Raw genomic sequence first — 22,567 nt, forward strand, 5'->3', positions numbered from 1 at the left:
TCGATCTTTCGGGAGGGGAATTCAAAAAAATGGCTTCAGGCGTCCGCGCGCACGCCCGCGTCCTTGACCACCTTGGCCCACTTCGCGTGTTCGGAGACGATGAAGGCGGCGAACTTCTGCGGACTGCCGCCGGCGTCTTCGGCGCCGAACTCGTCGAGCCGCTGCGCGATGTCGGGCATGGCCAGCACGCGGTTGATGTCCTCGCTCATGCGTTGCACCAGCGGCGCCGGCATGCCGCGCGGACCCACCAGGCCGTACCACGAGGCCGCGTCCAGCCCCGGAAAGCCCGACTCCGCCAGCGTGGGCACGGTGGGGTGGCTGCGCGCGCGCTGCAGCCGCGTCTGCGCAATGGCGATGACCTTGCCCTGCTTCACGAAAGGCGTGGCGGCCGTCATGGTGTCGAAGGCGAAGTCGATCTGGCCGCCGAGCAGGTCGACGATCAGCGCGCTCGAGCCCTTGTAGGGCACGTGCACCGCGTCGACCTTGGCCTGCAGCTTGAACATCTCGAAGGCCAGGTGCTGCGCCGAGCCGATGCCCGACGAACCGAAGGACACGCGACCCGGCCGCTGGCGGCACAGCGCCACGATGTCGGGCAGCGTGCGCACCTTCTGCTCGGGGCTGCAGGTGAGCATGTTCGGCGTGACGCCCACCAGCGCGAGCGGCGTGAAGTCCTTGCGCGGGTCGTACCTCACGCCCTGCAGCAGCGCGGGCGCGATGGCATGGCTGTTGACGTGCGCCATCAGCAGCGTGGTGCCGTCGGGCGGTTGCTTGGTCACGTAGTCGGCCGCAATCACGCCGGTGGCGCCGGGCTTGTTCTCGACGATGACGGTGGTGTTCCACAGCACGCCCAGCTTCTGGCCGATGACACGCGCCAGCACGTCGGTGCCGCCGCCGGGCGCGAAGCCCACCACGATCTTCACGGGGCCGGTGGGTGCGCTGGATGCGCCGGATTCGTTGGCGGCGCGCACGAAGGCTGGCGTGGCCAGGGCGGCAAGGGCGCTCGTCGCCGCCAGGGTGAAGCTTCTGCGTTGCATCGGTTGTCTCCGTCGTTGTTTGAGTCCGACGGATGGTGCGCAATGCCCGCACCGGGCGCCATCGCTATTTGGGCGAAGCAGGATTCGCGGTTTGCGTATCCGCGAGCACCCGGGCCACGCCGGCGGCCGCGCGCGAGAGCGTTTCCGGTGCGCGATGGCACAGCACGAACTGCCGGCGCGCCCAGTCGCCGCGAATCGGCAGCCGCGCGAACCGGGCGCCGCCGGCCACGTGGCGCGCAATGGCGGCGGGCATCACGCCGATGCCCAGGTTCTGCGCCACCAGCGCGGCAATGCTGTCGAAGCCGCCCACGCGCATGCGCATGCGCAGCAGTTGCCCGGCCTCGTCGGCCAGGCGCTCCAGCATGATCGAGATGGCAGAGCCTTCGCCCAGCGCAATGAGGTCGCAGGCCAGCACGTCGTCCAGCGTCACGTGCCTGCTGCCGGCCAGCGCATGGGCGCGCGCGGTGACCGCCACCAGCTCGTCGCTGCGGTAGGGCAGCGTGGGCAGGTCGATGGCGCCGAGGCTGGCCTCGTAGATGCCGATGTCCACCACGCCGCGGCGCAACGCCTGCTGCACCACCTGGCTGTTCATTTCCTGCAGGTCGATGCGCACGCCGGGGCAGGCCGCGGCGCAGCGCTCGATGTCCGAAGGCATGAACTGGATCACCGCCGACTTCGGCGCCGCCACCCGCACCACGCCCTGCTCGCCGCCGAGGTAGGAGGCCGCGTCGTCCTGCATGCGCAGCACGGTGTGCGTGATGCTGCGGGCGTGCGCCAGCATGGCCCGGCCGGCGTCGGTGAGCACCATGCCGTGCGGGCGGCGCTCGAACAGGGCCACGCCGAATTGCGATTCCAGTTCGAGAATGCGGCGCGAGGCCGCGGCCGGCGCCATGTGCAGGCGCTCGGCGCCGCGCGTGACCCCGCCGAGCTCGGCGGTCGCGATGAACAGCTGGACGGTGGTGAGGTCGAAGTGGAGGCGGGAGGTCATGGGCGCCGTCGAGGATATCGGGAGATCCGCGCTTCCCGATACTGCGAGCCCTCTAAGATGCTCGCTGTTTTGAGATGACGTGCAGAAGACGCGAGAGGCAAAGGGAGGGCCACGCATGATTTCTTTGCTCCACACCGCGGACTGGCAGATCGGCCGCGTGTTCTCGCAGTTCGAGCCCGACGACGCCGCGGCGCTGTTCGAGGCGCGCTTCAAGGTGGTCGAGCGGCTGGCCGGCATTGCGGCCGAACGCAAGGTCGATGCCGTGCTGGTCGCGGGCGATGTGTTCGACCTGCAGACCGTGTCCGACAAGACCATCCGGCGCATGTTCAACGCGATGCAGGGCTTTGCCGGCCCGTGGCTGCTGATTCCGGGCAACCACGATTCGGCCTTGAGCGAATCGGTATGGAGCCGGGCCGAACGCCTGGGCGCGATCGCGCCGAACGTGGTCTGCTGCCTCGCGCCGAAGCCGCACACCGTCGCGGGCAAGTTCGTGCTGCTGCCGGCGCCGCTGACGCAGCGCCACACCTACGGCGACCTCACCGACTGGTTTGCCGCGGCCCCCGACGACGCCGGCTTGCCGCGCATCGGCCTGGCGCACGGGTGCGTGCAGGGCATCCTGTCGGAAGACATCGACTCGGCCAATCCGATTGCGGCGGGGCGGGCAGGGGAGGCGAGGCTGGATTACCTGGCGCTGGGCGACTGGCACGGCACGCGGCAGATCGACGAGCGCACCTGGTACGCGGGCACGCCCGAGACCGATCGCTTCCGGGCCAACGAATCGGGGCAGGCGTTGCTGGTGTCCATTGCGGGCGCCGGCGCGCTGCCTGAAGTCGAGACTGTCCGCACGGGGCAGTTCGCGTGGCAGCAACTGGAGCCGCGGCTTTCCGTGCTGTCCGACGTCGATGAGCTGGTGGAACGGCTCGATCGAATCGACGGCAACGACGTGCTGCAACTGCGCGCGCACGGCAGCTGCGACCTGGGCGCGCATCGCAAGCTGGGCGCGGCACTCGAAGCCGCGCGGGCCCGCGCCCGCGCGCTGGTGTGGGACGGCGAGGCACTGCGGCTGGAGCCGACCGAAGAGGACATCCAGGCGCTGCATGCCGATGGCTTCGTCGGCGAGGCCTTGCAGGAACTGCGCGTGCAGCAAGCCGATGCCGATGCGGAACTGGCCCGCGACGCGCTGCTGACGCTGGCCCGCATCCTCGACGCGCAAGGTTCGCGCACGGGAGCCGGCGCATGAAGCTGCAGCGTCTTCGCATCGAGAACTTCAAGCTGTTCCGCGCACCGCTCGAAATCGGCGGCTTCACGGACGGGCTGAACCTGTTCGCGGCGCCCAACGAGTCGGGCAAGTCGACCATCGCGGAGGCGATTCGCGCCGCGTTCTTCGAGCGGCATCGCTCGAGCGCGGTCGAGCATCTGAGGCCATGGGGCGAAAGCACGGTCACGCCCACGGTAGAGCTCGATTTCGAACTCGACGGCAAGCCCGTCAAGCTCACCAAGGCCTTCCTCGGCAAGAAGCGCTGCGAGCTCGTCATCGACGGCAAGGCGATGGATGGCGCCGTGGCCGAAGACCACCTGGCGGCGCTGCTGGGTTTTCGCTTTCCGGGCAAGGGCGCGAGCACGCCGGAGCACATGGGCATTCCGGGGCTGCTGTGGATCAAGCAGGGCACCTCGCACGACATTTCGAACGCCGTCGGCTTTGCCAGCGACCATCTGCGCAATGCGCTCGGTGAATCGCTCGGCGAGTTGGCGTCGAGCCAGGGCGATGCGGTGCTGAAGGCGGTCGAGAGCGAACGCAATGAGTTGCTCACGCCGGCGAGCGGCGCGCCGCGCGGCGCCTTTGCGGATGCGCTCAAGCTGCGGACGGAACTCGACGCCGAGCTGGCGCGGCTGCATGCCGACATCGAGGCGTATCGGTCGGGCGTCGACCGGCTTTCGGGGCTGCGGCGCGAGCATCAGCGCGACGACGCGGCGCGGCCTTGGGTGGCGCTGCGCGAGCAGCTTGTCGCGGCGCAGCAGCGGCTGAGCGACGGCAAGGGGCTGGCCGAACGGAAGGCCGCGCAGGACGCGGCGCTCAAGCAGGTCGTGGCGCAGGTCGGCTCCTGGCGCACGCAGCTCCAGGCGATGGAGCGCGAAGAGGCCACGGTCGTGCAGCGCGAGAAGAACCTGCTGGCGGTGAAGGACGGGCGGGAAAAGGCGCTGGGCGAGCTGCAAGCCTGGGAGCCGCGCCATGCGGCCGCGGCGCAGGCGGATGCGCTAGCCCGCGACATCTTGCGGCTGGCGCGTCAGGCCGCGTCGCGGATCGCGCAGGAAAAGACCGTCGAAAGCCTGGCCGAGCAGCTTTCTGCATTGGCGCAGAACCTGGCGAAAGCCAAGGGCGAACAGGAGAAAGTCGCACGCCTGCAGGCCGACGCGCAATCGCTGGCCGTGCCCGACGGCGAGCTCAAGCGGCTGCAGCGTGGCGCCGACATGCTGCGCACGGCGCAGGCGCGGCTCGATGCGGTGTCGACCGCGCTGGCCTTCGAACTGCAACCCGGGGCGCGGGTTCGGGTGGGCGGCGCGGACGTTACGGGCTCGGCGCGGCAGACCGTCATTGCGCGGACCGAGATCGAGATCGAAGGCGTCGGCCGCATCACGGTGCTGCCGGGCGGCGCCGACCTCGAGAGCCTGGGCGTCGAACGCGACCGGGCCCGTGACGAACTGGCTGCGCTGCTGCAAGCGCTGCGCGCGGACAACGTGGCCGCCGTCGAGGAACGTGTGCGGCTGCATGCGCTGCGCAAAGGCGAAGCCAGTGCGGCGGAGGCCGTGCTGTCGGCGCTGGCACCCAAGGGTCTTGGCGCGCTGGCCGCGGACGTGGCGTTGCGCGAAGCCCGGCTGGCCGAGGCGAAGGAAGTCCTGCAGGCGATGGCTCCAGCGGCCGGCGCGGCCGTGCCATCGACTGCGCAGGCCGAATCGGAGGAGGGCGCTGCACGCGGGGCGCTGGAAGCGGCCTCCTCGGCCCTCAACGACGCGAAGGTGCAGGTCGGCCACGCACGCGAACAGGTCAAGGCCGCCGAGGACGAACTCGCCGCGGTGCAGGCGACGCTGGCCGACCCGATGCGCGCCGGCCGCAAGCGCGAAGCCAGCGAGGCACTTACCGATGCGCTGGCGCAGCAGTCGGCCATCGAGCAAAAGGTCGGCGAACTCGCGCAGCAGCTGCAGACGGTCAACCTGCCGGTGCTTGCGCAGGACGTCGAGCGGCTCGAACGCAGCGCGCGGCAGGCCGAATCTGCGCACAGCCAGCGGGCCAACGAGATCACGCGGCTCGAAGTCGAACTCGAGACCAAGGGCGCGCTGGGCCAGGAAGAAACCGCGTCGGAGAAGCAACGCGAACTCGAACACGCCGCCCGGCGATGCACGGAGCTCGATCGGCGTGCCAAGGCGCTGGACCACTTGCTGAAGCTGCTGCGGGAAAAACGCTCGGCACTGGCGCGCCGGCTGCGAGCGCCTTTGCAGAAACATCTGGACCACTACCTGCAGATTCTTTTCCCGGGCGCGCAGGTCGAGGTCGGCGATGACCTGTCACCGGGGCGCATCACGCGGCAAGGCGTGCGCGGCGTTCAAAGCGGCGCGTTCGAGGAGCTGAGCGTGGGCGCGCGGGAACAGATGGGCGTCGTGGCGCGGCTGGCCTACGCCGACTTGCTGAAGGAAGCCAACAAGCCGACGCTGCTGATCCTGGACGATGCACTGGTGCACACCGACGAAGAACGACTGGGCCAGATGAAGCGCGTGCTGTACGACGCAGCGACGCGCCACCAGATCCTGATCTTCAGCTGCCACCCGGAAGCCTGGCGCGACCTGGGCGTGGTGGCGCGGAGCATCGCCTGAAACAACACGGCCTTCCATGGGGAAGGCCGGTTTCGGTCATTGCCTTCGGCTCGGCAATCCTTGATTTAACATAATCACCATTGTGTGATTTATCCAGAGTTCCAGCAGGAACCCCGGACTCACCACTTGCCATCCTTCGGCACAGCCTTGGGCGCATTCGCCCTCGAAGCCGCGGCCGCCGTGATCAACGATGCCGCTTCCGGCCGGTTCGCCTTGTTCGCGAAGTCCACGGCCGTCATGCCCAGCTGGTTCTTCATCGTCGTGTCCGCACCTTCGGCCAGCAGCAGCTTCACGGCTTCGCCCGATCCATACATCGCGGCCATCATCAGCGGCGTCGAGCCGTTGGGCGATTGCGCGTCGATAAAGGCGTAGTTGTCGAGCAGCACCTTCATGATGGTCAGTTGCCCGCTGGTCGCCGCGTAATGCAGCGGCGTCCAGCCGGTCTTGTTGACGGCCGCATCGCGCTTCAGCAACTGGTTGACCAGCTCCTGCTGGCCCTTGATCGCCGCCAGCATCAGTGGTGTTTCGTCCTTGGCGTTGGCGATGTCGACGTTGGTCTGCGGCGACTCCATCAGCACCTGGATGACCTTCGGCGACGGCTCGCGCAGCGCGATCAGCAGGCCGGTCTGGCCGTGTTCGTCGCGCGTGTTCGGATCGAAACCACGCTGCAGCAACGTGCGCACGCCGCTCGCGTTGTCGCCGCGCACGGCACGGAAAAAGTCTTCGAACGAGCCCGCATGCGCTGCAAAAGATGCAGCCATGACAACAAGATATATCGATTTCTTAAAGTAATTTTTCATGATTTGACTTCCCTGAACAGCGTTTCGAAGTTGTCGCTCGTGGCCTTGGCAATGGCTTCCACGGGCATCTTCCTGAGTTCGGCGATCTGCTGTGCCACGAACGGCACATAGGACGGGTTGTTGGTCTTGCCGCGGTACGGCACGGGCGCCAGGTACGGGCTGTCGGTCTCGATCAGCATGCGGTCCAGCGGCACGAAAGCGGCCACGTCGCGCAGGTCCTGGGCCTTCTTGAAGGTCAGGATGCCCGAAAACGAGATGTAGAAACCCAGGTCGAGCGCCGCGCGCGCCACCTCGGCGGTCTCGGTGAAGCAATGGAAAACGCCGCCGGCCGCGCCAGGGGAGGCGTCTTCGCCCTCCTCCCTCAGGATCGCCAGCGTGTCCGCCGACGCCTCGCGCGTATGGATGATCAGCGGCTTGCGCGTCTGCTGCGCCGCGCGAATGTGCACCCGGAAGCGGTCGCGCTGCCACTCCATGTCGGAGATGCTGCGCCCGCCCTTGCGTTCTTCCATCTGGTAGTAGTCGAGGCCGGTTTCACCGATGGCCACCACGCGGGGCCGAGCGGCAAGCCGTACGAGTTCTTCAACGCTCGGTTCGGCGATGTCCTCGTTGTCGGGGTGCACGCCCACGCTGGCCCAGAAGTTGTCGTAGCTGGCGGCCAGCGCCTGCACGTCGTCGAACTCCTCGAGCTTGGTGCAGATGCAAAGGGCCCGGTCGACCTGCGCGGCGGCCATGGCGGCGCGGATCTGCGGCATCTGGTCCGCGAATTCGGGAAACGTGAGGTGGCAGTGGGAGTCTGTGAACATCGGAAATGGCGAGCTGCGACGCTCGCTCCTGTGGGAGATGGCGCCGTCCGCAGAGTTCCGCGTCACCAGGACGGCGGAAAACTCAGATGGTTTGCGTGGGCCGGTCGGAAGCCATCGAGCCGCCCAATGCGGCCTCGATGCGCGCCTTCAGCTGGCGCGATTTTTCATCCGACGGAAAGCGGATGCCGACGCCCGGCGCCCGGTTGCCCGCCGCGCGCGCCGGGGTGATCCAGGCGACCTTGCCGGCCACCGGGTAGCGCTGCGGGTCTTCGGGCAGCGTGAGCAGCACGTAGACGTCGTCGCCGAGCCGGTACTCGCGCGAGGTCGGAATGAAGATGCCGCCTTCGGCGAACAGCGGGATGTACGCCGCGTACAGCGCGCCCTTTTCCTTGATGGCGAGCTGGATGACGCTGGGCCGGGCCGGTGTGGCGGCGGCAGGTGAAGGGGCGGCGGGTTGGTTCATGGGCGACGAGCGGCAGAGTTTAGGGTGGTTCGCGCTTCGCTCACAAGCGCTTCCAGCATCAGGCCCGCGTTGAACGGGTGTTCGGCGGTTCTCGCGGCACTCGCGAGCGACTTCGACCAGCGCGCCAGCGCCAGCCGCGACGGGGCCGCCGGCAGGTCGTTGGCCTCGAAAAACCGGGGTTCGGCACCGTTGCCGACCGCCATCAGGTCATGGCAGAGCTTCTGCAGCGCGCTGACCGCCTGGGCCGGCGCGTGGTCCGACAGGGCGCCCACCTCGCCGCGCGTCATGGCCTTGGGCAGCAAGGCCCATGCCTTGGGCGACTGGCCCGAGTGCGCGAGCCGCAAGGCATCGCTCGGCCGGCCGCCCGCGGCGCGCAGCAAGGCCGCGGCATCGGCGGCGGGCACGCCCTGCGCGGCCAGCCAGGCCTCGGCCTCGGCGGTTTCGGGCCACGGCAGCGTGAAACCCAGGCAACGGCTGCGGATGGTCGGCAGCAGTTGCCACGCGGCCTCGCTGGCCAGCACGAAACGCACGTCGCCGACCGGCTCCTCGAGCGTCTTCAGCAGCGCGTTCGCGGTGATCGTGTTCATGCGCTCGGCCGGGTACACCAGCACCACCTTGCCGCGGCCGCGCGCGCTGGTGCGCTGGGCGAAGCCGACCGCGTCGCGCATCGCCTCGACGCGGATCTCGCGGCTGGCCTTGCGCTTCTTGTCGTCGATGTCGGACTGGGCCTTTTCGTCGAGCGGCCAGCCGAGTTCCTGCATGGCGACCTCGGGCATCAGCACGCACAGGTCGGCATGGGTGCGAACCTCGATGGCGTGGCAGCTCGCGCAATGGCCGCAGGCCGTGCCTTCGGCCGTCGGCTGCTCGCACAGCCAGGCGGAGGCCAGCGCCAGTGCCAGTTCGTACTGGCCGATGCCCGACGGCCCCTGCAGCAGCCACGCATGGCCGCGCTGGCGCAGCAGTTCGGCGAGCGGCTGGTGCAGCCAGGGCGACAAGGTCGAAGCGCTCATCGGGCAGCTCCTGCGAAGACGCCGCGCGCCACCAGTGCCGCCTCGACCTGCTGCCAGACCTGGTCGCGTGCCTGGCTCGCATCGATGCGCACGAAGCGCCGCGCATCGGCCGCCGCGCGGTCCGCGTAGCCCTGGGCAACGCGCCGGAAGAACTCGACCGGCTGCGCCTCGAACTTGTCGGGCACGCGCGCGCCGGCCAGCCGTTGCGCCGCGATCTCGGGCGCCAGGTCGAACCACAGCGTGACGTCAGGCTGCAGCAGTTGCGAAGCAGGGCGCCCCGCCCTCCCCGCCTGAACCCATTGCTCCAGGGTCGACAGCACGGCGTCGTCGAAACCGCGCCCCGCGCCCTGGTAGGCGAAGGTCGCATCGGTGAAGCGGTCGCACAGCACCACGTCACCACGCGCCAGCGCCGGCTCGATGACCTGCACCACATGGTCGCGCCGCGCCGCGAACACCAGCAGCGATTCGGTCAGCGGGTCCATCGGTTGCTCGAGAATCAGCCCGCGCAGCGTCTCGGCCAACGCCGTGCCGCCGGGTTCGCGCGTGCGAACCACCGTGCGGCCCTGGGCCTGGAACAGCGCCTCCAGCGCGTCGAGGTGGCTCGACTTGCCGGCGCCGTCGATGCCTTCCAGCGTCAGGAACAAACCGTTGTCACTCATTGGGTCGCCTTGGGTTTGGTGTCTCCACCGCCGCGCTGGAAACGGTTGACCGCGCGGTTGTGGTCGTCGAGCGAGCTGCTGAACTGGCTGGTGCCGTCGCCGCGCGACACAAAGTACAGCGATTTGCTTTGCGCCGGCTGCACCGCCGCCAGCAGCGCGGCCTTGCCGGGCATGGAAATGGGCGTGGGCGGCAGGCCGCCGCGCGTGTAGGTGTTCCAGGGCGTGTCGGCCTGCAGGTCTTTCTTGCGCAGGTTGCCGTCGAAGGCCGTGCCCATCCCGTAGATCACCGTCGGGTCGGTCTGCAGCGGCATGCCGATGCGCAGGCGATTGGTGAACACGGACGCGATTTCCGCGCGATCGTTGGCCTTGCCTGTCTCCTTTTCGACAATGCTGGCCAAGATAAGCGCCTCATCGGCCGATTTCAGCGGCAAGTCGGAGGCGCGGGCGGCCCAGGCGGCCTCCAGCTTCTTGTCCATGGCCCGCATCGCGCGCTGCAGCAGCGCCACGTCGGTCGAGCCCTTCGAATAGGTGTAGGTGTCCGGGAAGAAGCGCCCTTCCGGGTGCAGCCCGGGCTTGCCGAGCTTGGCCATCAGCGCGTCGTCGGTCATGCCCACGCTGTCGGGCTTGAGCTGGTCGGCCTTGGCGAGCGCGGCGCGCACCTGGCGGATGTTCCAGCCCTCGACCAGCACCAGGCTGCGCGTGGCTTCCTCGCCACGCACCAGCACGTTGAGCAGCATCTTGGGCGTGACGCCGCGTTCCAGCTCGTAGCTGCCGGCGCGCATCTGGCGGTCTTGCCCCGAGACGCGGAACCACAGGTAGAGCAGCTGCGGCTGAACGTCGACACCGGTGTCGGCCACGGCCTGGGCGATGCCGCGCGGCGTGGTGCCGGGCTCGACCGACAGGTCGACGCTGGGTGCGGGCAGCTTGAGCGGCTGGTGCACCCACCAGAGACCGCCGGCGCCGAGCGCGAGCGCAACCAGGGCGGCGAGCAGGAAGAGCGTGAGGAAGAAGCTGCGCACGGGTCCGATGTAGGGAAACGAGGGAAGAACGGAAAGGGAAAACGCCGCGGACGGTGAAAAAACGGTGGCCCCGGGGGCGGCAAGGACGGAGTCCCTGCCGCCCCGAAGGAACAGGCCCGGCCATGATAATTCAGCGATGACCACTGTCGTTCTCAATGGCGTCACCGCGCCCTCCCTGTCCGCCCCGTCCGGCCACCTCGGCGTGATTCGTGCCGAGGGCCCCGATGCCGCGAGCTTCCTGCACGGGCAGCTCACGCAGGACTTCTCGCTGATGGGCGACACCGACGCCCGGCTTGCCGCGCTGTGCACCGCCAAGGGCCGTGTGATCGCAAGTTTCATCGGCATCAAGCCGCAACCCGAGCTGATTCTTCTGGTCTGCAGCCGCGACATCCTGGCCGCGACGCTCAAGCGGCTGCAGATGTATGTGCTGCGCGCCAAGGTCAAGCTGACCGACGCCACCGAGCAGTTCGCGCTGTACGGCCTGGCCGGCACCGCCCTCACCGCCAACGGCCTCGACGCCGCCACCGCGCCCGGCAAGCGCACGGCCGCAGGCAGCGACGTGAGCGTGGTGTCGCTCTACCCGGCCGACGGCGTGCCCCGCGCGCTGTGGATCGCCCCCGCCGACCAGCCCGCCCCCGTGGGCACGGCGCTCGACGCGGGCCTGTGGCAATGGAGCGAGGTGCGCAGCGGCATCGTCACGCTGACCACGCCCGTCATCGACGCCTTCGTGCCGCAGATGATCAACTTCGAGTCGGTCGGCGGCGTGAACTTCAAGAAGGGCTGCTACCCCGGCCAGGAAGTGGTGGCGCGCAGCCAGTTCCGCGGCACGCTCAAGCGCCGCACCTACCTCGTGCAGGCCGACGCACCCGTCTGCGCCGGCCAGGAAGTCTTTGCCGCCAACGATGCCGAGCAACCCGTGGGCACCGTGGCGCAGGCCGCCTCCGCGCCCGGTGGCGGCTGGGCCGCCCTCATCTCGATGCAGATTTCCGCGCTCGAGGCCGGCGGGCTGCATGCCGGCGCGGCCGACGGGCCGGCCCTCACCGTCGAGCCGCTGCCCTACGCGCTGCTCGAAGACATCTGAGCTGAAACCGTTGCCCCCAAGACGCCCGCTCATCGGGCGTTTGGCGCTATCGAACAGATAGCGCCATTTTTTTGCGTGTCGTTTAACCCTGCTGCCGTTGCTGCGCCGTAGAAGCCTTCACCGATCAACTCCCGGCAAGGAAGACACCATGAAGCGCAGATTCTTTTCAACCGCCCTGGCCCTGGGCGCCATGGCCTCTTCGCTGGCCGTGCCGGCCTGGGCGCAAAGCCAGCCGTCCGGGCGCGTCGGCTCGCTGATGCAGATCAGCGTGGTCGACCGCAGCACCGGCGCCGAGCTGCCGGTCTACCGCCACCGCGGCGAATACTGGGTGGCGGGCCGCCCCGGCACGCGCTATTCCATTCGCGCACGCAACGCGATGGGCGAACGCATCATGGCCGTGATGTCGGTGGACGGCGTGAACGTCGTCACCGGCGAAACCGCCGGCGTCGGCCAGAACGGCTATGTGTTCGGCGCGCGCGAGCGCAGCGACATCACGGGCTGGCGCAAGAGCGATTCGCAGATTGCGGCCTTCGAGTTCGCCGCCGCCGGCAACTCCTACGCGAGCCGCACCGGCCGCCCCGACGACGTGGGCGTGATCGGCGTCGCCATGTTCCGCGAGCGCATGCCCGAGCCGCCACCGCCGCCCATCACGCCGTACCCGCGCCGCGACGAATACGGCGAGCGCGAACGCCGCAGCGAGTCGTCGTCGATGGGCGATGCGCGCGCCAAGGCGGCCCCGGCCAGCCCGGCCGACAACGGCATGGCGGCCGAATCCGCCGCGTCCCCTTCGGGCAGCATGGCCCGCCAGTCCGCACCGAGCCCGAGCCTGGGCACCGCGCATGGCCGCCGCGAGACCTCGTACATCGGCAAGACCACCTTCGACCGCGCGCAGTCTTCGCCCGACGAGGTCGTGCGCATCCGCTACGACAGCCGCGAGAACCTCGTGGCCGCGGGCGTGATCCCGGTTTCGCCGCCGCCGCGCTGGCCGCGTCCGGCCGGCCCGTCGCCGTTCCCGGGCTCGGAGCCGGGCTACGTGCCCGACCCGCCGCCGCGCTACTGAGTTCTTCGCGTTACGGCTGCAACGGCCGGCGCATCTCGATGTGCGGGATGCCGGCTTCCTCGAAGCCCTCGCCGTGCACCGCATAGCCCAGCCGCGCATAGAAGCGCTCGGCGCTGCGCTGCGCGTTCAGCGCCACTTCGCGGTCGCCGCGCGCCTTCGCGGCCTCCTCGAGCACGCGCACCACCGCCGCGCCGTGCCCGCCGCTGCGCAGGTTGCGGTGCACCGCCATGCGGCCGATGTGGGACACGCCGTCTTCGGCGTGCAGCAGGCGTCCGGTCGCGATGACCTGGCCCAGCCGGTTGCGCGCCACGGCGTGCAGCACCACCGCGTCGTTCTCGTCCCACTCCAGCGACTCGGGAATGTTCTGCTCCTCGATGAACACCGCGCGCCGCAGGGCACCGGCGCCCTCGCCCAGCGCGGCCCAGTCGCCCGTTTCCACGGTGCGCATCGGCTCGCCGGCTTCGTAGCCGGTCAGCACGTCGCGCAGCACCTGGGGCACCGCCTTCGACGTCTGCGTGGCCGGATCGGCAAACACATAGACCAGCTCGCAGCCGACCAGGAACTGGTCCTGCCGGAACAGCCCGCCCTCGAACACCATCGACGAATTGCCGATGCGCGCGCAGCGCATGCCCACGTCGAGCATGTCGTCCATGCGCGCCGAGGCGCGGAAATCGATCGTTGCCTTGCGCACGTACAGGTCGCCGCCCAGCGCATGCATTGCCTCTTCGTACGGCAGCGCCAGCGCGCGCCAGTAGTCCGAGATGGCGGTGTCGAAGTACATCAGGTAGTGCGCGTTGAACACGATCTTCTGCATGTCGACTTCGGCCCAGCGCACGCGCAGCCGATGGAAAAAACGGAAATCGCTACGTTGCATTCTTGTCTCCGGAAAATTGAGAAATCGCAGGAATCGAAACAGGTTCAGCCCAGGGCCAGCAGGTTCTTTTGCGCCGCACGGCCCTTGCCGCCGAGCTTGAGCGCCGACAGCAGCTCCCGCGCCGGCGCGGGCAGCGCACGCTGGGAACTCAAGGCGATCTCGAGCAGCAGTTCCATCAGCGCGGCCAGGTCCTTCGGCGGATTGTCGACATCGGCGGCCAGCATGTCGCAGAGCAGGTCGAACACCGGCGCGGCCAGCCGTGCGTCGGCGCGCACCGCCGCCTGCAGGCTCCTGGCATAACGCTTGGCCATCACGATCGGCGAGGCCAGCAGCGCGCGCAGTTGCGCGCCCAGCGCCGGCACGTCGAGCCGCCCTTCGGTGAAGGACTGCACCAGGGCGTCCACGGCCATCGCGGTCTGGCCGGGCTCCTTGCCGGCCAGCGCCAACGCCAGCAGCAGCACGGCCATGGGCTGCGCGGCGGTCACGGAAACGGTCGGGTCGAGCAGCAGCGCGAGGTAGGCGCGGTCTTGCCATTCGACTTCCCACCAGTCGAGGTTGTTGCCGACCTGGCGGCTGCCGTCCGCAAAGAAGGCTTCGAGCGACGACGGCAGCACCGTGGCCATGTGGCGCAGCAGCGCCTCGTCGAAAGCGCTCTTCACGCCGGCACGCCGCACGGCCACCAAGGTCTTGGGCGTGCTCGGGGGCACCTGCGCGGCGGCCAGCACCAGGTCGTGGTGCACGCAGGTCTTGCCGTCGTAGGTCGAGCTGCGGGCCGTCACCGACCAGCTGTAGCGCGCGGCGATCGCACCGTCAGGCCCCAGCTCGCCCAGTGCGGCCAGCACATGCGCATCGTCCCCGCCGGGGTGGCGGATGCGGGCGGCCGCGGCGAACAGCGCCTGCTCGTCACCGTTCTTGGCGGCGATGGCGATGCCGTCTTCCCCTAGCGCATGGCGTAGCGCACGCACCAGTGGCGCGTCGGCCAGTCGCCGTGCCTTGTCGAGCAACGCCGCCGAGCGTTCACCCGGCGGTGCCAGCCGCAGCACGCCACGCACCTGTTCGCCCAAAGGCGGCAGCACGCCACGCGCCTGGTACGCCGCGATGCGCTCGATGAAGACCGCCGGGTCGATGAAGCCGCGCCCGTGCGTGGCCGACGCCAGCGGCGCCAGGCCCCAGCCCTGTGCGGCCTGGTCGATCAGGTCCCTCACCCGAAGCTCGAGGAATTCGCCGGCCTCCGGCTTCTTTTCTTCTCTTTTTTCTTTTTGTTCTTTTTCTTCTTCCGCCTCGCCGGTGCGCTCACCCGCGACGACGAAGGCCAGCAGGTGGGCGAGCCGGCCTTGCACCTCGGCTTGCGCCAGCTTGCGCGCACGCTTCATCACCGGTGCGAACTGCTTGAGCAAGGGCTGCGGCAGCGGCGCCATGCGCACCAGCGCCCCGAGCACGCGCTCCAGCGCGTCGATGTCCTTGGGGTTCTCCAGCACGAAGGCGATGCGGTCGATCAGGTCGGCCGCATCGCTGATCGGCAACAGCGCCCGGCTCGCATCGAGCGGATCGAGCGGCCCGGCGCCCACCGACGCGGGGTCGACCACCGCGGCATCCGCCGCATTCGCGACGTCCGCGGGCGCGTCCACTGCCGCCTCGCCCACCAAGGCCAGCAGCGCCGGCCGGTTGACGGTCGCCACGCCCTGCGCGTGCGCCGCCAGTTCCGTGCGCGCCGCGTCGTCCATGCCCCAGGCCTTGAGCCGCTCGATGATCTTCTTCTGCAGGTCGGCCGCCTCGTGCACCAGCCCGTGCAAGGCCACGGCCGAGGCCTCATGCGCCAGTGCGGGCTCGCGCTTGACGGCCGCTTCGGCCAGCTTCAGCGCCGCATCGACCTGCGACTTGGCGCTCGCATAGAACGCGGGCTGCAATGCGCCCAGCAGCGATGCGCCGTCGACATTCCCCGCCGCGTGAAGCGCTTTCAGCGCGCCGAGCGCCAGCGCCACCGTGGGCGGAATGCGGCTCTGGCACAGGCCGAGGTAGCGCGGCGCAAAGGGCGCCATCTCGTCCGCCGTGGGCGCCAGCGTTTCATGGAAACGCGAGAACCAGCCCGCGCGGAACTGCGGCCAGTCGCGCTCCAGCGTCCCGAGGGTCTTGTCGAGCAACTGCGCCCGCGTGAATTCGCCGCGCGCAATACCGGCAATGAAGATGTGCGACCACGCGTTCTGCGGCGAATGGTTGTACTTGTCGACCGCCGACAGGTTGTGCTCGCCGGTGCCCTCCACGTCGAACAGCCGCAGCGCCGCCTGGTACAGGCCGGGGTCGCTGTCGAACTTCTCGCCGATGGTGTCTGTGCGGCGCAAGGCGCGCGGCAGGGCCATCAGGCCGATGAGGTAGTCGTCTCCTTGCGGCCGGTCGATCAGTCCCGCGGCCACCAGGTCCTGCAGCGGGAGGATGTGCCCCGGAAAGGCCTTGACCGCCGCTTCGGCCGCCTGCTGCAGCGCGCTGCGCCAGGCTGCGGGGTCGACGCCGAACTGCTTGCACAGCGCCGCCACCGTGTCGCGGTCGAGTGCCAACTTCGGATGGGCATGGTCGAGAAAGTCGCTAGGCGCCATGCACACGGCGGCGGCCTGCAAGGCGCGGTACTGTGCCGTGCGCGCCTCGCCGCCCCACTGCCGCGCATACGGGCTGCCTTGCCAATGGCTGGACCGCATCATCCGGCCCATCCGCTCCAGCGACTCACCGCACGCCTTGCGCTGCGCGGCCGGCATGGCCGTCAGCAGGGCCAGCGTCGCATCGAAATCCCCCTGGTGCACCGCGCGCTCCAGCGCATCGGCCGGCACGAACGCCGGCAGTTCCTCTTCATTGCTCATCGATCGCCTTCTGTCGCGTTGGTGGATGCGGCCGTGGCTTCCACCGCCAGCACGTGTTTGCAGGGCCCGCGCTCGCCCTGGTATTTGGCGAACCAGGGGCAGGTGCAGCGCAGTTCGCCGTCGGTCTCGCGCACGCTGTGCACGGTGCCGCCGCTGGTCACCTGCGCATCGATCGGACTGGCCTTGGCGATGTGCACGGCGCCGCGCGCCATGAGCTCGCGCGCATCGGCCAGCCGCGGGTGCATGTCCTCGACCGACGACAGGTCGAACGGCAGCACGCGGTGAAAGTAGCGTCCCTCGGCCCCTTCGCTCCTTGCGGCCAGATCGAATCCCACCAAGCCCGACGCGCCGAGGATGCGCAGGCTGTCCTCCACGCTCGACGCGGCCACGCCCAGCTTGGCCGCCAGTTCGGCGGTGTCGATCACGGCCTGCCAGTTCAGCTGCGCGCGCACCTGGGCCACGGCGCGCTCGTCGTCCATGCGCATCAGTGCACGCAGCGCCTGCCCTTCGCCCGAAAAGCCGCGCCACGGTTCGGCGCTCAGCGCCAGCGTGAGCCGCGCGCCCGGAAAGTTGAGCACCCAGGCGCTGGCCTGCTGTGCCTCGTCGGCATGCACCGCGAGGCTCTGCGCCTTGGGCAGCAGCGCCTCGAGCACGCGCAGCCGGCTGGTGTCGGTCACGCGCACGCCTTGCGGGTGCGGGCGCGTGGTGGTGAAGGGCCCCTTGGGCGACGGCACCACCCACAGCGGCGTGCGGCTGGTCGAGGCCTTGGGCAGCGTGCGGAAGAAGCGCAGCGCCTCCAGCCCCTTGAGCTCGAAGCGGTGCCGCATGCCGGCCAGGTAAGACTGCACCTCGACCATGCCGCGCAGCCAGCGCAGCGGCAGCGCCACCTTGCGCTCGACCACCTCGTGGCCGCCCGATTGCAGCGCGAGCGCGTCGCGCCCGACCGACAGCGAGAGCCCGTCGGCGTCGCGCAGCCGTGCCAGCGCGGCGCGCATCGGCGCATTGAAGTCGACGTTGGTGGTGCCCTTGCCGACCACCTGCCCGTCGTACGACGCAGGCAGCAGGTCGACGCGCACATAGCAGCTGCAGCACGCCGAGAACCCCTCGAAGCGCAGCAGCTCGCCACCGGCCGTGACCACCGGGTCGGCCAGCGCAATGGCGCGCGCCACGCTGTTGGCCGGCGTGAAGAAGCGCGAGCCGACCACCAGATGCACGGCACTCAGCATCTCCGCGCACAGCCGGGGCTGCAGCAGCCGCCCCTCGAAGAAGTACGGATGCGCCGCGCCGCCGTCGGCCTGCGGGCTCGACGTGGCCAGGCTCAGCCGCGGCCCTGCGGCCTCGGCCAGCGTGGCCGAGGCGTGCGCGTAGCGGTAGGCGTGGGCGACCGCGCTCAAGGCTGCAAGGCCTCGCGCAGCGCCTTGGCCGCATCGGCCTGCGCCTGCAGCGCCTCGGGAATCGCGCGGCCCATCTTGATGAACTCGTGGATCACGCCGCGGTAGATCTCCAGGTCGACCGGCACGCCCGCCGCGCGCAGCTTGTCGGCATAGGCAATGCCTTCGTCGACCACCGGGTCGCATTCGGCCAGGCAGATCCACGCGGGCGCCACGCCGTCGACGTCGTCGGCCAGCAGCGGCGCAAAGCGCCAGTCGTCACGGTCGGCCGGTGTGCGAACGTACTGCGCGAAGAAGAAATCGATCATCGACTTCGTCAGCAGCGGCCCGTCGGCATGGCGCAGGTGCGAGGCCGTGTCCTGGTGCGCCGTGGTGCCGGGGTAGATGAGCATCTGCAGCGCCAGCGGCAGGCCCGCGTCGCGCGCCAGAACGGCGCACACGGCCGCGAGCGTGCCACCCGCGCTGTCGCCGCCCACCGCCAGCCTGGACGGGTCGAGGCCCATGCTCGCGCCCTCTTTCGCGATGAATTCGAAAGCGTCCCACGCGTCGTTCGACGCGGTCGGAAACTTGTGCGCGGGCGCGAGCCGGTAGTCCACCGACACCACCGCGCAACCGCTCCTGCTGCTCAGCACGCGGCACAGCGTGTCGTGCGTGCGGATGTTGCCCACCGTGAAGCCGCCGCCGTGAAAGTACACCAGCACCGGCAGCACCGCGGCAGACGGCGCATACAGCCGCGCCGCCAGGGCGTGGCCGTCGCGCGCGGCAATGTCGAAGTCCTCGATGCGGGCAAGCTCGGGCTTGGGCACCTCGAGCACGCCGGCGCCCTTCTCGTAGGAGGCCTTGGCCTCCTCGGGTGTCATGCGGTCCAGCGGCGGGTGGCCGGCGCGCGCCATGCGCTCGACGACGCTGGCCATCTTCGCGGTCAGCCGTGCGGCGTGGGGTGTTCCGGGCGCGACACCGGCAAGGGTTTCTTTCGTGTGCAAGACTGATCGCTCTTGTTAGATTTGGCTGGTCGGCAATCGTACTGCCCCGAGCACTCCCACACCCATGGCACTCATCCAATACCTCACCCAGATCCAGTTCGAATTCGGCGCCATCCAGCTGCTGTCCAGCGAGTGCGCGCGCATCGGCATCAACCGCCCGCTGATCGTGACCGACGCCGGCGTGCGCGCGGCCGGCGTGCTGCAGAAGGCGCTCGACGCCATCGCGGATCTCGAGGTGTCGGTGTTCGACCAGACCCCCTCCAACCCGACCGAAGCCGCGGTGCGCGCGGCCGTCGAGCTGTACCGCAGCGGGCGCTGCGACGGGCTCATCGCGGTGGGCGGCGGTTCGGCCATCGACTGCGCCAAGGGCGTGGCCATCGCGGCCACGCACGAAGGCCCGCTGAAGACCTACGCCACCATCGAAGGCGGCTCGCCCAGGATCACCGAACGCGCGGTGCCGCTGATTGCGGTGCCCACCACCAGCGGCACCGGCAGCGAGGTGGCGCGCGGCGCCATCGTCATCGTGGACGACCACCGCAAGCTGGGCTTCCACAGCTGGTTCCTGATGCCCAAGGCCGCCATCTGCGACCCCGAACTCACGCTCGGCCTGCCGCCCAAACTCACGGCCGCCACCGGCATGGACGCCATTGCGCACTGCATGGAAACCTTCATGTCGGCCGCGTTCAACCCGCCGGCCGACGGCATCGGCCTCGACGGCCTGGAGCGTGCCTGGGGCCACATCGAGCGCGCGACCAAAGACGGCAGCGACCGCGAGGCGCGCCTGAACCTCATGAGCGCCTCGATGCAGGGCGCCATGGCCTTCCAGAAGGGCCTGGGCTGCGTGCACTCGCTGAGCCACAGCCTGGGCGGGGTCGATCCGCGCCTGCACCACGGCACGCTCAACGCCCTCTTCCTGCCCGCGGTGATCCACTTCAACGCGGGTGCCGAATCGGTGCAGAAGGAACAGCGCCTGCAGCGCATGGCGCAGGCCATGCACCTCGATTCGGCCGGCGACCTGGGCGATGCCATCCGCGACATGAACGCGCGCCTGGGCCTGCCCACGGGCCTGGCCGAGGTGGGCGTGACGCCCGCCATGTTCGACAGGATCATCGACGGCGCCATGGCCGACCACTGCCACAAGACCAACCCGCGCCTGGCCACGCGCGACGACTACAAGGTCATGCTCGAAGCCTCGATGTGAACCGGCGCGAAGGCCTTGCACCTTCTGTGTAAGCGCTTTTTCTACAGGCTTCGCGTCATTGGTATGACATGAGGAATTTCTAGACTGGCCCCAGAAGGCTTCGCACCCGCGAAAGTCCCAGAGGTCAGGGAAGTTCCGCATGCCACGTACCGTCCAAGTCCACACCGTCCTGAGCACCGAGCAGCTCAAGTTCCGCGCGATGCGGGGACGCGAAGGGCTCTCGCAACTCTTCGAGTTCGAGGTGGACATGGTCAGCACCAGCTTCAGCCTCGAACTGAAGCAGCTGCTCGGCACCTCGCTCACGCTGGAGCTGGCCGACGAAGCCGGCGCGCGCTTCCTCAACGGCACCGTGGTGCGCTTCGAGCTGGTGGGCCGCGCCAACGAAACCGGGCGCCACTACATCTACCGCGCACTGGTGCAGCCGTGGCTGTGGTACCTCACGCGCACCACCGACTGCCGCATCTTCCAGAACAAGAGCGTGCCCGAAGTCCTCGACGAGGTGCTGGGCAAGTACGGCTTCCAGTTCGAAAAGCGCCTCACCGGCAGCTACCCGACCTGGGAGTACTGCGTGCAGTACCAGGAAAGCGACTTCGCCTTCGTGAGCCGGCTCATGGAGCACGAAGGCATTGCCTACCACTTCGAGCACGGCAACGGCACGCACCTGCTGGTGCTGGCCGACGACAGCGGCAGCTACACCCCCCTGCCCGGCCACGCCAGCATTCCCTACCGCCCGCGCGACCGCGTGCTGAACGCGCTGGAGCCCTGCATCGACCAGTGGCGCGTGAGCGAGCAGATCACCTCGGGCCGCGTGATGCTCGACGACTTCGACTTCAAGAAGTCGCGCGCCTCGCTGCAAAGCGTGCAGCAGGACCCCAAGCCGCACGAGCACTCGACCTACGAGGTCTACGAATGGCTCGGCGGCTACACCGAGCACCAGCAGGGCGACAGCTACGCGCGCATCCGCCTGCAGGAGCTGCAGGGCGCGCACGAGCTGGCCGCGGGCCACACCAACGTCGTCGGCATGGCGCCCGGCTACCTGTTCCAGATGACGCACTGCCCGCGCGAATCGGACAACCGCGAGTACCTGGTCACCGAAACGCGCTACGACCTGCAGGAGCCCGAGTACTCCACCGGCGGCAGCAGCGAGTCGGTGTGCGAATTCGACTTCACCGTGCTGCCGTCGAGCGTGCCCTTTCGCCCCGCGCGCAAGACGCCGCGCCCGCGCACCAACGGCCCGCAGACCGCCACGGTGGTCGGCCCCGAGGAGATCTGGACCGACCGCTTCGGCCGCGTGAAGCTGCAGTTCCGCTGGGACCGCTACGGCCAGTCGGACGAGAACAGCTCGTGCTGGGTGCGCGTGTCGAGCAACTGGGCCGGCGCCAACTACGGCACCATGCACATGCCGCGCGTGGGCCAGGAGGTGATCGTCGACTTCATCGGCGGCGAGCCCGACCGCCCCATCATCACCGGCCGCGTCTACAACAGCGACCAGATGCCGCCGTGGGAACTGCCGGCCAACGCCACCGCCAGCGGCATCCTCACGCGCTCCAGCACCGGCGGCGCGGCCAACCAGGCCAACATGCTGCGCTTCGAGGACCGCGCGGGCGCCGAGCAGATCCTGTTGCACGCCGAGCGCAACCTCGACGTGGAGGTGGAGGCCGACGAGACGCACACCACCGACGGCACCCGCACCACGCTCATCAAGGGCCACGAGTCGGCCACCTACCAGGACGGCGAGACGCGCGACATCACGGCCGGCGCCAAGGAAAGCATCACCGGCGGCGACACCCGCGACGTGACCGGCGGCTTCACCGAGACCGTGACCGGCGGCGTGAAGCAGACCATTTCGGGCGGCAAGACGCGCATGCTCAGCGGCGGGCTCGACGACACCATCACCGGCGGCGTGAAGCTGGCGATCACGGGCGGTTTCCACGGCACCATCGACGGCCAGGAAATCCGCTTCGTCAGCGACGGGCGCAACGACACCATCAACACCTCGAACGACGTGCTGGTCAACGGCCCCTCGACCACCACGGTGACCGGGCCCACGGTGCACACCTCGCCGGACGTCACGTTCAACACCACCAACCACATCCACAACACGACGCAGCACGTCATCAACACCAACGTCTACAACACGACGTCGAACACCTACAACAACATCACCAACGACTACACCAACAACTCCGTCACGTACAACAACAACTACGCCAAGAGCAGCGACTGGCGGCTGTTCCGTGCGGGCGGGGTGGGCTTTCGCATCAGCCTGGTGGGCACGTCGCTGGACGTGTGGGGCGCGCGGCTGCAGTACTACGCCGCGCTCAATGCGCAGATTGCCACGGTGAAGATCGACACGGCCGTGTTCTCGCTGAAGAACAAGCCGCTCGAAGTCAGCACCAAGGGGATGGCCATTGCGAACAAGGGCATGCTCATCGCCACCGGCGGGCTGGCGGCCAAGTTCAAGGTGCTGACGCTGGTGGCCTGA

The 22,567-nt window shown here is 69.2% G+C and carries 18 protein-coding genes; 6 read left to right on the plus strand and 12 right to left on the minus strand.

Translation table 11 applies throughout. The annotated features are described in order from the left end of the window. Positions 1-35 precede the first annotated feature (35 nt). Complete coding sequence (locus BM004_RS12675) at positions 36-1,034, minus strand: tripartite tricarboxylate transporter substrate binding protein (protein WP_093213672.1); 999 nt, start codon at positions 1,032-1,034, stop codon at positions 36-38. Between the two features lie 64 nt (positions 1,035-1,098). Further along, positions 1,099-2,022: a LysR family transcriptional regulator gene (locus BM004_RS12680; RefSeq protein WP_093121889.1), complete on the minus strand. Its 924-nt coding sequence runs from the start codon at positions 2,020-2,022 to the stop codon at positions 1,099-1,101. A gap of 115 nt (positions 2,023-2,137) precedes the next feature. On the opposite strand from BM004_RS12680, the gene BM004_RS12685 reads away from it, so the two are divergent. After that, complete coding sequence (locus BM004_RS12685) at positions 2,138-3,262, plus strand: metallophosphoesterase family protein (RefSeq protein ID WP_093213675.1); 1,125 nt, start codon at positions 2,138-2,140, stop codon at positions 3,260-3,262. After that, positions 3,259-5,889 carry an AAA family ATPase gene (locus tag BM004_RS12690; protein ID WP_093213677.1) on the plus strand — a complete coding sequence of 877 codons (2,631 nt, stop codon included), beginning with the start codon at positions 3,259-3,261 and terminating at the stop codon, positions 5,887-5,889. The genes BM004_RS12685 and BM004_RS12690 overlap by 4 nt, the downstream gene beginning before the upstream one ends. A gap of 119 nt (positions 5,890-6,008) precedes the next feature. On the opposite strand, the gene BM004_RS12695 is transcribed toward BM004_RS12690, so the two are convergent. The 6 genes from BM004_RS12695 to mltG form a co-directional block, all read right to left on the minus strand. Then, positions 6,009-6,689, minus strand: a complete 681-nt coding sequence (locus BM004_RS12695; RefSeq protein ID WP_093121881.1) for an ankyrin repeat domain-containing protein — start codon at positions 6,687-6,689, stop codon at positions 6,009-6,011. Beyond that, on the minus strand, positions 6,686-7,492 hold the full coding sequence (locus tag BM004_RS12700; protein WP_093213680.1) for a TatD family hydrolase: 807 nt from the start codon (positions 7,490-7,492) through the stop codon (positions 6,686-6,688). Before BM004_RS12700 ends, BM004_RS12695 begins: the two co-directional genes overlap by 4 nt. Positions 7,493-7,574: 82 nt before the next feature. After that, on the minus strand, positions 7,575-7,955 hold the full coding sequence (locus BM004_RS12705; protein WP_093121875.1) for a PilZ domain-containing protein: 381 nt from the start codon (positions 7,953-7,955) through the stop codon (positions 7,575-7,577). Further along, the gene (locus BM004_RS12710; RefSeq protein ID WP_093213682.1) at positions 7,952-8,965 is read right to left on the minus strand and encodes a DNA polymerase III subunit delta'; all 1,014 of its coding nucleotides are present in this window, start codon (positions 8,963-8,965) and stop codon (positions 7,952-7,954) included. Before BM004_RS12710 ends, BM004_RS12705 begins: the two co-directional genes overlap by 4 nt. Beyond that, a complete protein-coding gene (tmk, locus tag BM004_RS12715; RefSeq protein ID WP_093213685.1) occupies positions 8,962-9,624 on the minus strand; it encodes a dTMP kinase in 663 nt (220 codons plus the stop codon). The genes BM004_RS12710 and tmk overlap by 4 nt, the downstream gene beginning before the upstream one ends. Further along, positions 9,621-10,643, minus strand: a complete 1,023-nt coding sequence (gene mltG, locus BM004_RS12720) for an endolytic transglycosylase MltG (protein ID WP_093121868.1) — start codon at positions 10,641-10,643, stop codon at positions 9,621-9,623. Before mltG ends, tmk begins: the two co-directional genes overlap by 4 nt. A gap of 136 nt (positions 10,644-10,779) precedes the next feature. Here mltG and BM004_RS12725 point away from each other — a divergent pair, with 136 nt between their 5' ends. Further along, the gene (locus tag BM004_RS12725; RefSeq protein WP_093213687.1) at positions 10,780-11,724 is read left to right on the plus strand and encodes a CAF17-like 4Fe-4S cluster assembly/insertion protein YgfZ; all 945 of its coding nucleotides are present in this window, start codon (positions 10,780-10,782) and stop codon (positions 11,722-11,724) included. A gap of 148 nt (positions 11,725-11,872) precedes the next feature. Further along, entirely contained in the window at positions 11,873-12,784 is a 912-nt protein-coding gene (locus BM004_RS12730) for a hypothetical protein (RefSeq protein ID WP_093213690.1), read from the plus strand. 10 nt (positions 12,785-12,794) lie between these two features. Here the strand turns inward: BM004_RS12730 and BM004_RS12735 are convergent, their stop codons facing one another. From BM004_RS12735 to BM004_RS12750, 4 genes are read right to left on the minus strand one after another with little or no spacing between them, the layout of a single operon-like run. Continuing rightward, the gene (locus BM004_RS12735; protein ID WP_093213692.1) at positions 12,795-13,658 is read right to left on the minus strand and encodes a YbgC/FadM family acyl-CoA thioesterase; all 864 of its coding nucleotides are present in this window, start codon (positions 13,656-13,658) and stop codon (positions 12,795-12,797) included. A 44-nt stretch (positions 13,659-13,702) separates the two neighbouring features. Further along, positions 13,703-16,507, minus strand: coding sequence for a DUF6493 family protein (locus BM004_RS12740; protein WP_093213694.1), 2,805 nt, complete (start codon positions 16,505-16,507; stop codon positions 13,703-13,705). Next, positions 16,504-17,901 carry an SWIM zinc finger family protein gene (locus BM004_RS12745; RefSeq protein WP_093213696.1) on the minus strand — a complete coding sequence of 466 codons (1,398 nt, stop codon included), beginning with the start codon at positions 17,899-17,901 and terminating at the stop codon, positions 16,504-16,506. The genes BM004_RS12740 and BM004_RS12745 overlap by 4 nt, the downstream gene beginning before the upstream one ends. Next, positions 17,898-18,812 carry an alpha/beta hydrolase gene (locus BM004_RS12750; protein ID WP_256219894.1) on the minus strand — a complete coding sequence of 305 codons (915 nt, stop codon included), beginning with the start codon at positions 18,810-18,812 and terminating at the stop codon, positions 17,898-17,900. Before BM004_RS12750 ends, BM004_RS12745 begins: the two co-directional genes overlap by 4 nt. A 133-nt stretch (positions 18,813-18,945) precedes the next feature. On the opposite strand from BM004_RS12750, the gene BM004_RS12755 reads away from it, so the two are divergent. Continuing rightward, positions 18,946-20,082 (plus strand): iron-containing alcohol dehydrogenase, encoded by a 1,137-nt coding sequence (locus tag BM004_RS12755; protein ID WP_093213701.1) that lies wholly within the window; start codon positions 18,946-18,948, stop codon positions 20,080-20,082. Positions 20,083-20,221: 139 nt separating this feature from the next. Then, entirely contained in the window at positions 20,222-22,567 is a 2,346-nt protein-coding gene (locus BM004_RS12760; protein WP_093213703.1) for a type VI secretion system Vgr family protein, read from the plus strand.

This window comes from Variovorax sp. OK212 (assembly GCF_900112425.1).
GTDB lineage: Bacteria > Pseudomonadota > Gammaproteobacteria > Burkholderiales > Burkholderiaceae_C > Variovorax.

What these genes read in the sequence shown, in the direction of transcription:
- BM004_RS12675 (WP_093213672.1), bottom strand. Translation starts at nt 1,034, where the DNA reads ATGCAACGCAGAAGCTTCACCCTGGCGGCGACGAGCGCCCTTGCCGCC.
- BM004_RS12680 (WP_093121889.1), bottom strand. Translation starts at nt 2,022, where the DNA reads ATGACCTCCCGCCTCCACTTCGACCTCACCACCGTCCAGCTGTTCATC.
- BM004_RS12685 (WP_093213675.1), top strand. Translation starts at nt 2,138, where the DNA reads ATGATTTCTTTGCTCCACACCGCGGACTGGCAGATCGGCCGCGTGTTC.
- BM004_RS12690 (WP_093213677.1), top strand. Translation starts at nt 3,259, where the DNA reads ATGAAGCTGCAGCGTCTTCGCATCGAGAACTTCAAGCTGTTCCGCGCA.
- BM004_RS12695 (WP_093121881.1), bottom strand. Translation starts at nt 6,689, where the DNA reads ATGAAAAATTACTTTAAGAAATCGATATATCTTGTTGTCATGGCTGCA.
- BM004_RS12700 (WP_093213680.1), bottom strand. Translation starts at nt 7,492, where the DNA reads ATGTTCACAGACTCCCACTGCCACCTCACGTTTCCCGAATTCGCGGAC.
- BM004_RS12705 (WP_093121875.1), bottom strand. Translation starts at nt 7,955, where the DNA reads ATGAACCAACCCGCCGCCCCTTCACCTGCCGCCGCCACACCGGCCCGG.
- BM004_RS12710 (WP_093213682.1), bottom strand. Translation starts at nt 8,965, where the DNA reads ATGAGCGCTTCGACCTTGTCGCCCTGGCTGCACCAGCCGCTCGCCGAA.
- tmk (WP_093213685.1), bottom strand. Translation starts at nt 9,624, where the DNA reads ATGAGTGACAACGGTTTGTTCCTGACGCTGGAAGGCATCGACGGCGCC.
- BM004_RS12725 (WP_093213687.1), top strand. Translation starts at nt 10,780, where the DNA reads ATGACCACTGTCGTTCTCAATGGCGTCACCGCGCCCTCCCTGTCCGCC.
- BM004_RS12730 (WP_093213690.1), top strand. Translation starts at nt 11,873, where the DNA reads ATGAAGCGCAGATTCTTTTCAACCGCCCTGGCCCTGGGCGCCATGGCC.
- BM004_RS12735 (WP_093213692.1), bottom strand. Translation starts at nt 13,658, where the DNA reads ATGCAACGTAGCGATTTCCGTTTTTTCCATCGGCTGCGCGTGCGCTGG.
- BM004_RS12740 (WP_093213694.1), bottom strand. Translation starts at nt 16,507, where the DNA reads ATGAGCAATGAAGAGGAACTGCCGGCGTTCGTGCCGGCCGATGCGCTG.
- BM004_RS12750 (WP_256219894.1), bottom strand. Translation starts at nt 18,812, where the DNA reads ATGGCCAGCGTCGTCGAGCGCATGGCGCGCGCCGGCCACCCGCCGCTG.
- BM004_RS12755 (WP_093213701.1), top strand. Translation starts at nt 18,946, where the DNA reads ATGGCACTCATCCAATACCTCACCCAGATCCAGTTCGAATTCGGCGCC.
- BM004_RS12760 (WP_093213703.1), top strand. Translation starts at nt 20,222, where the DNA reads ATGCCACGTACCGTCCAAGTCCACACCGTCCTGAGCACCGAGCAGCTC.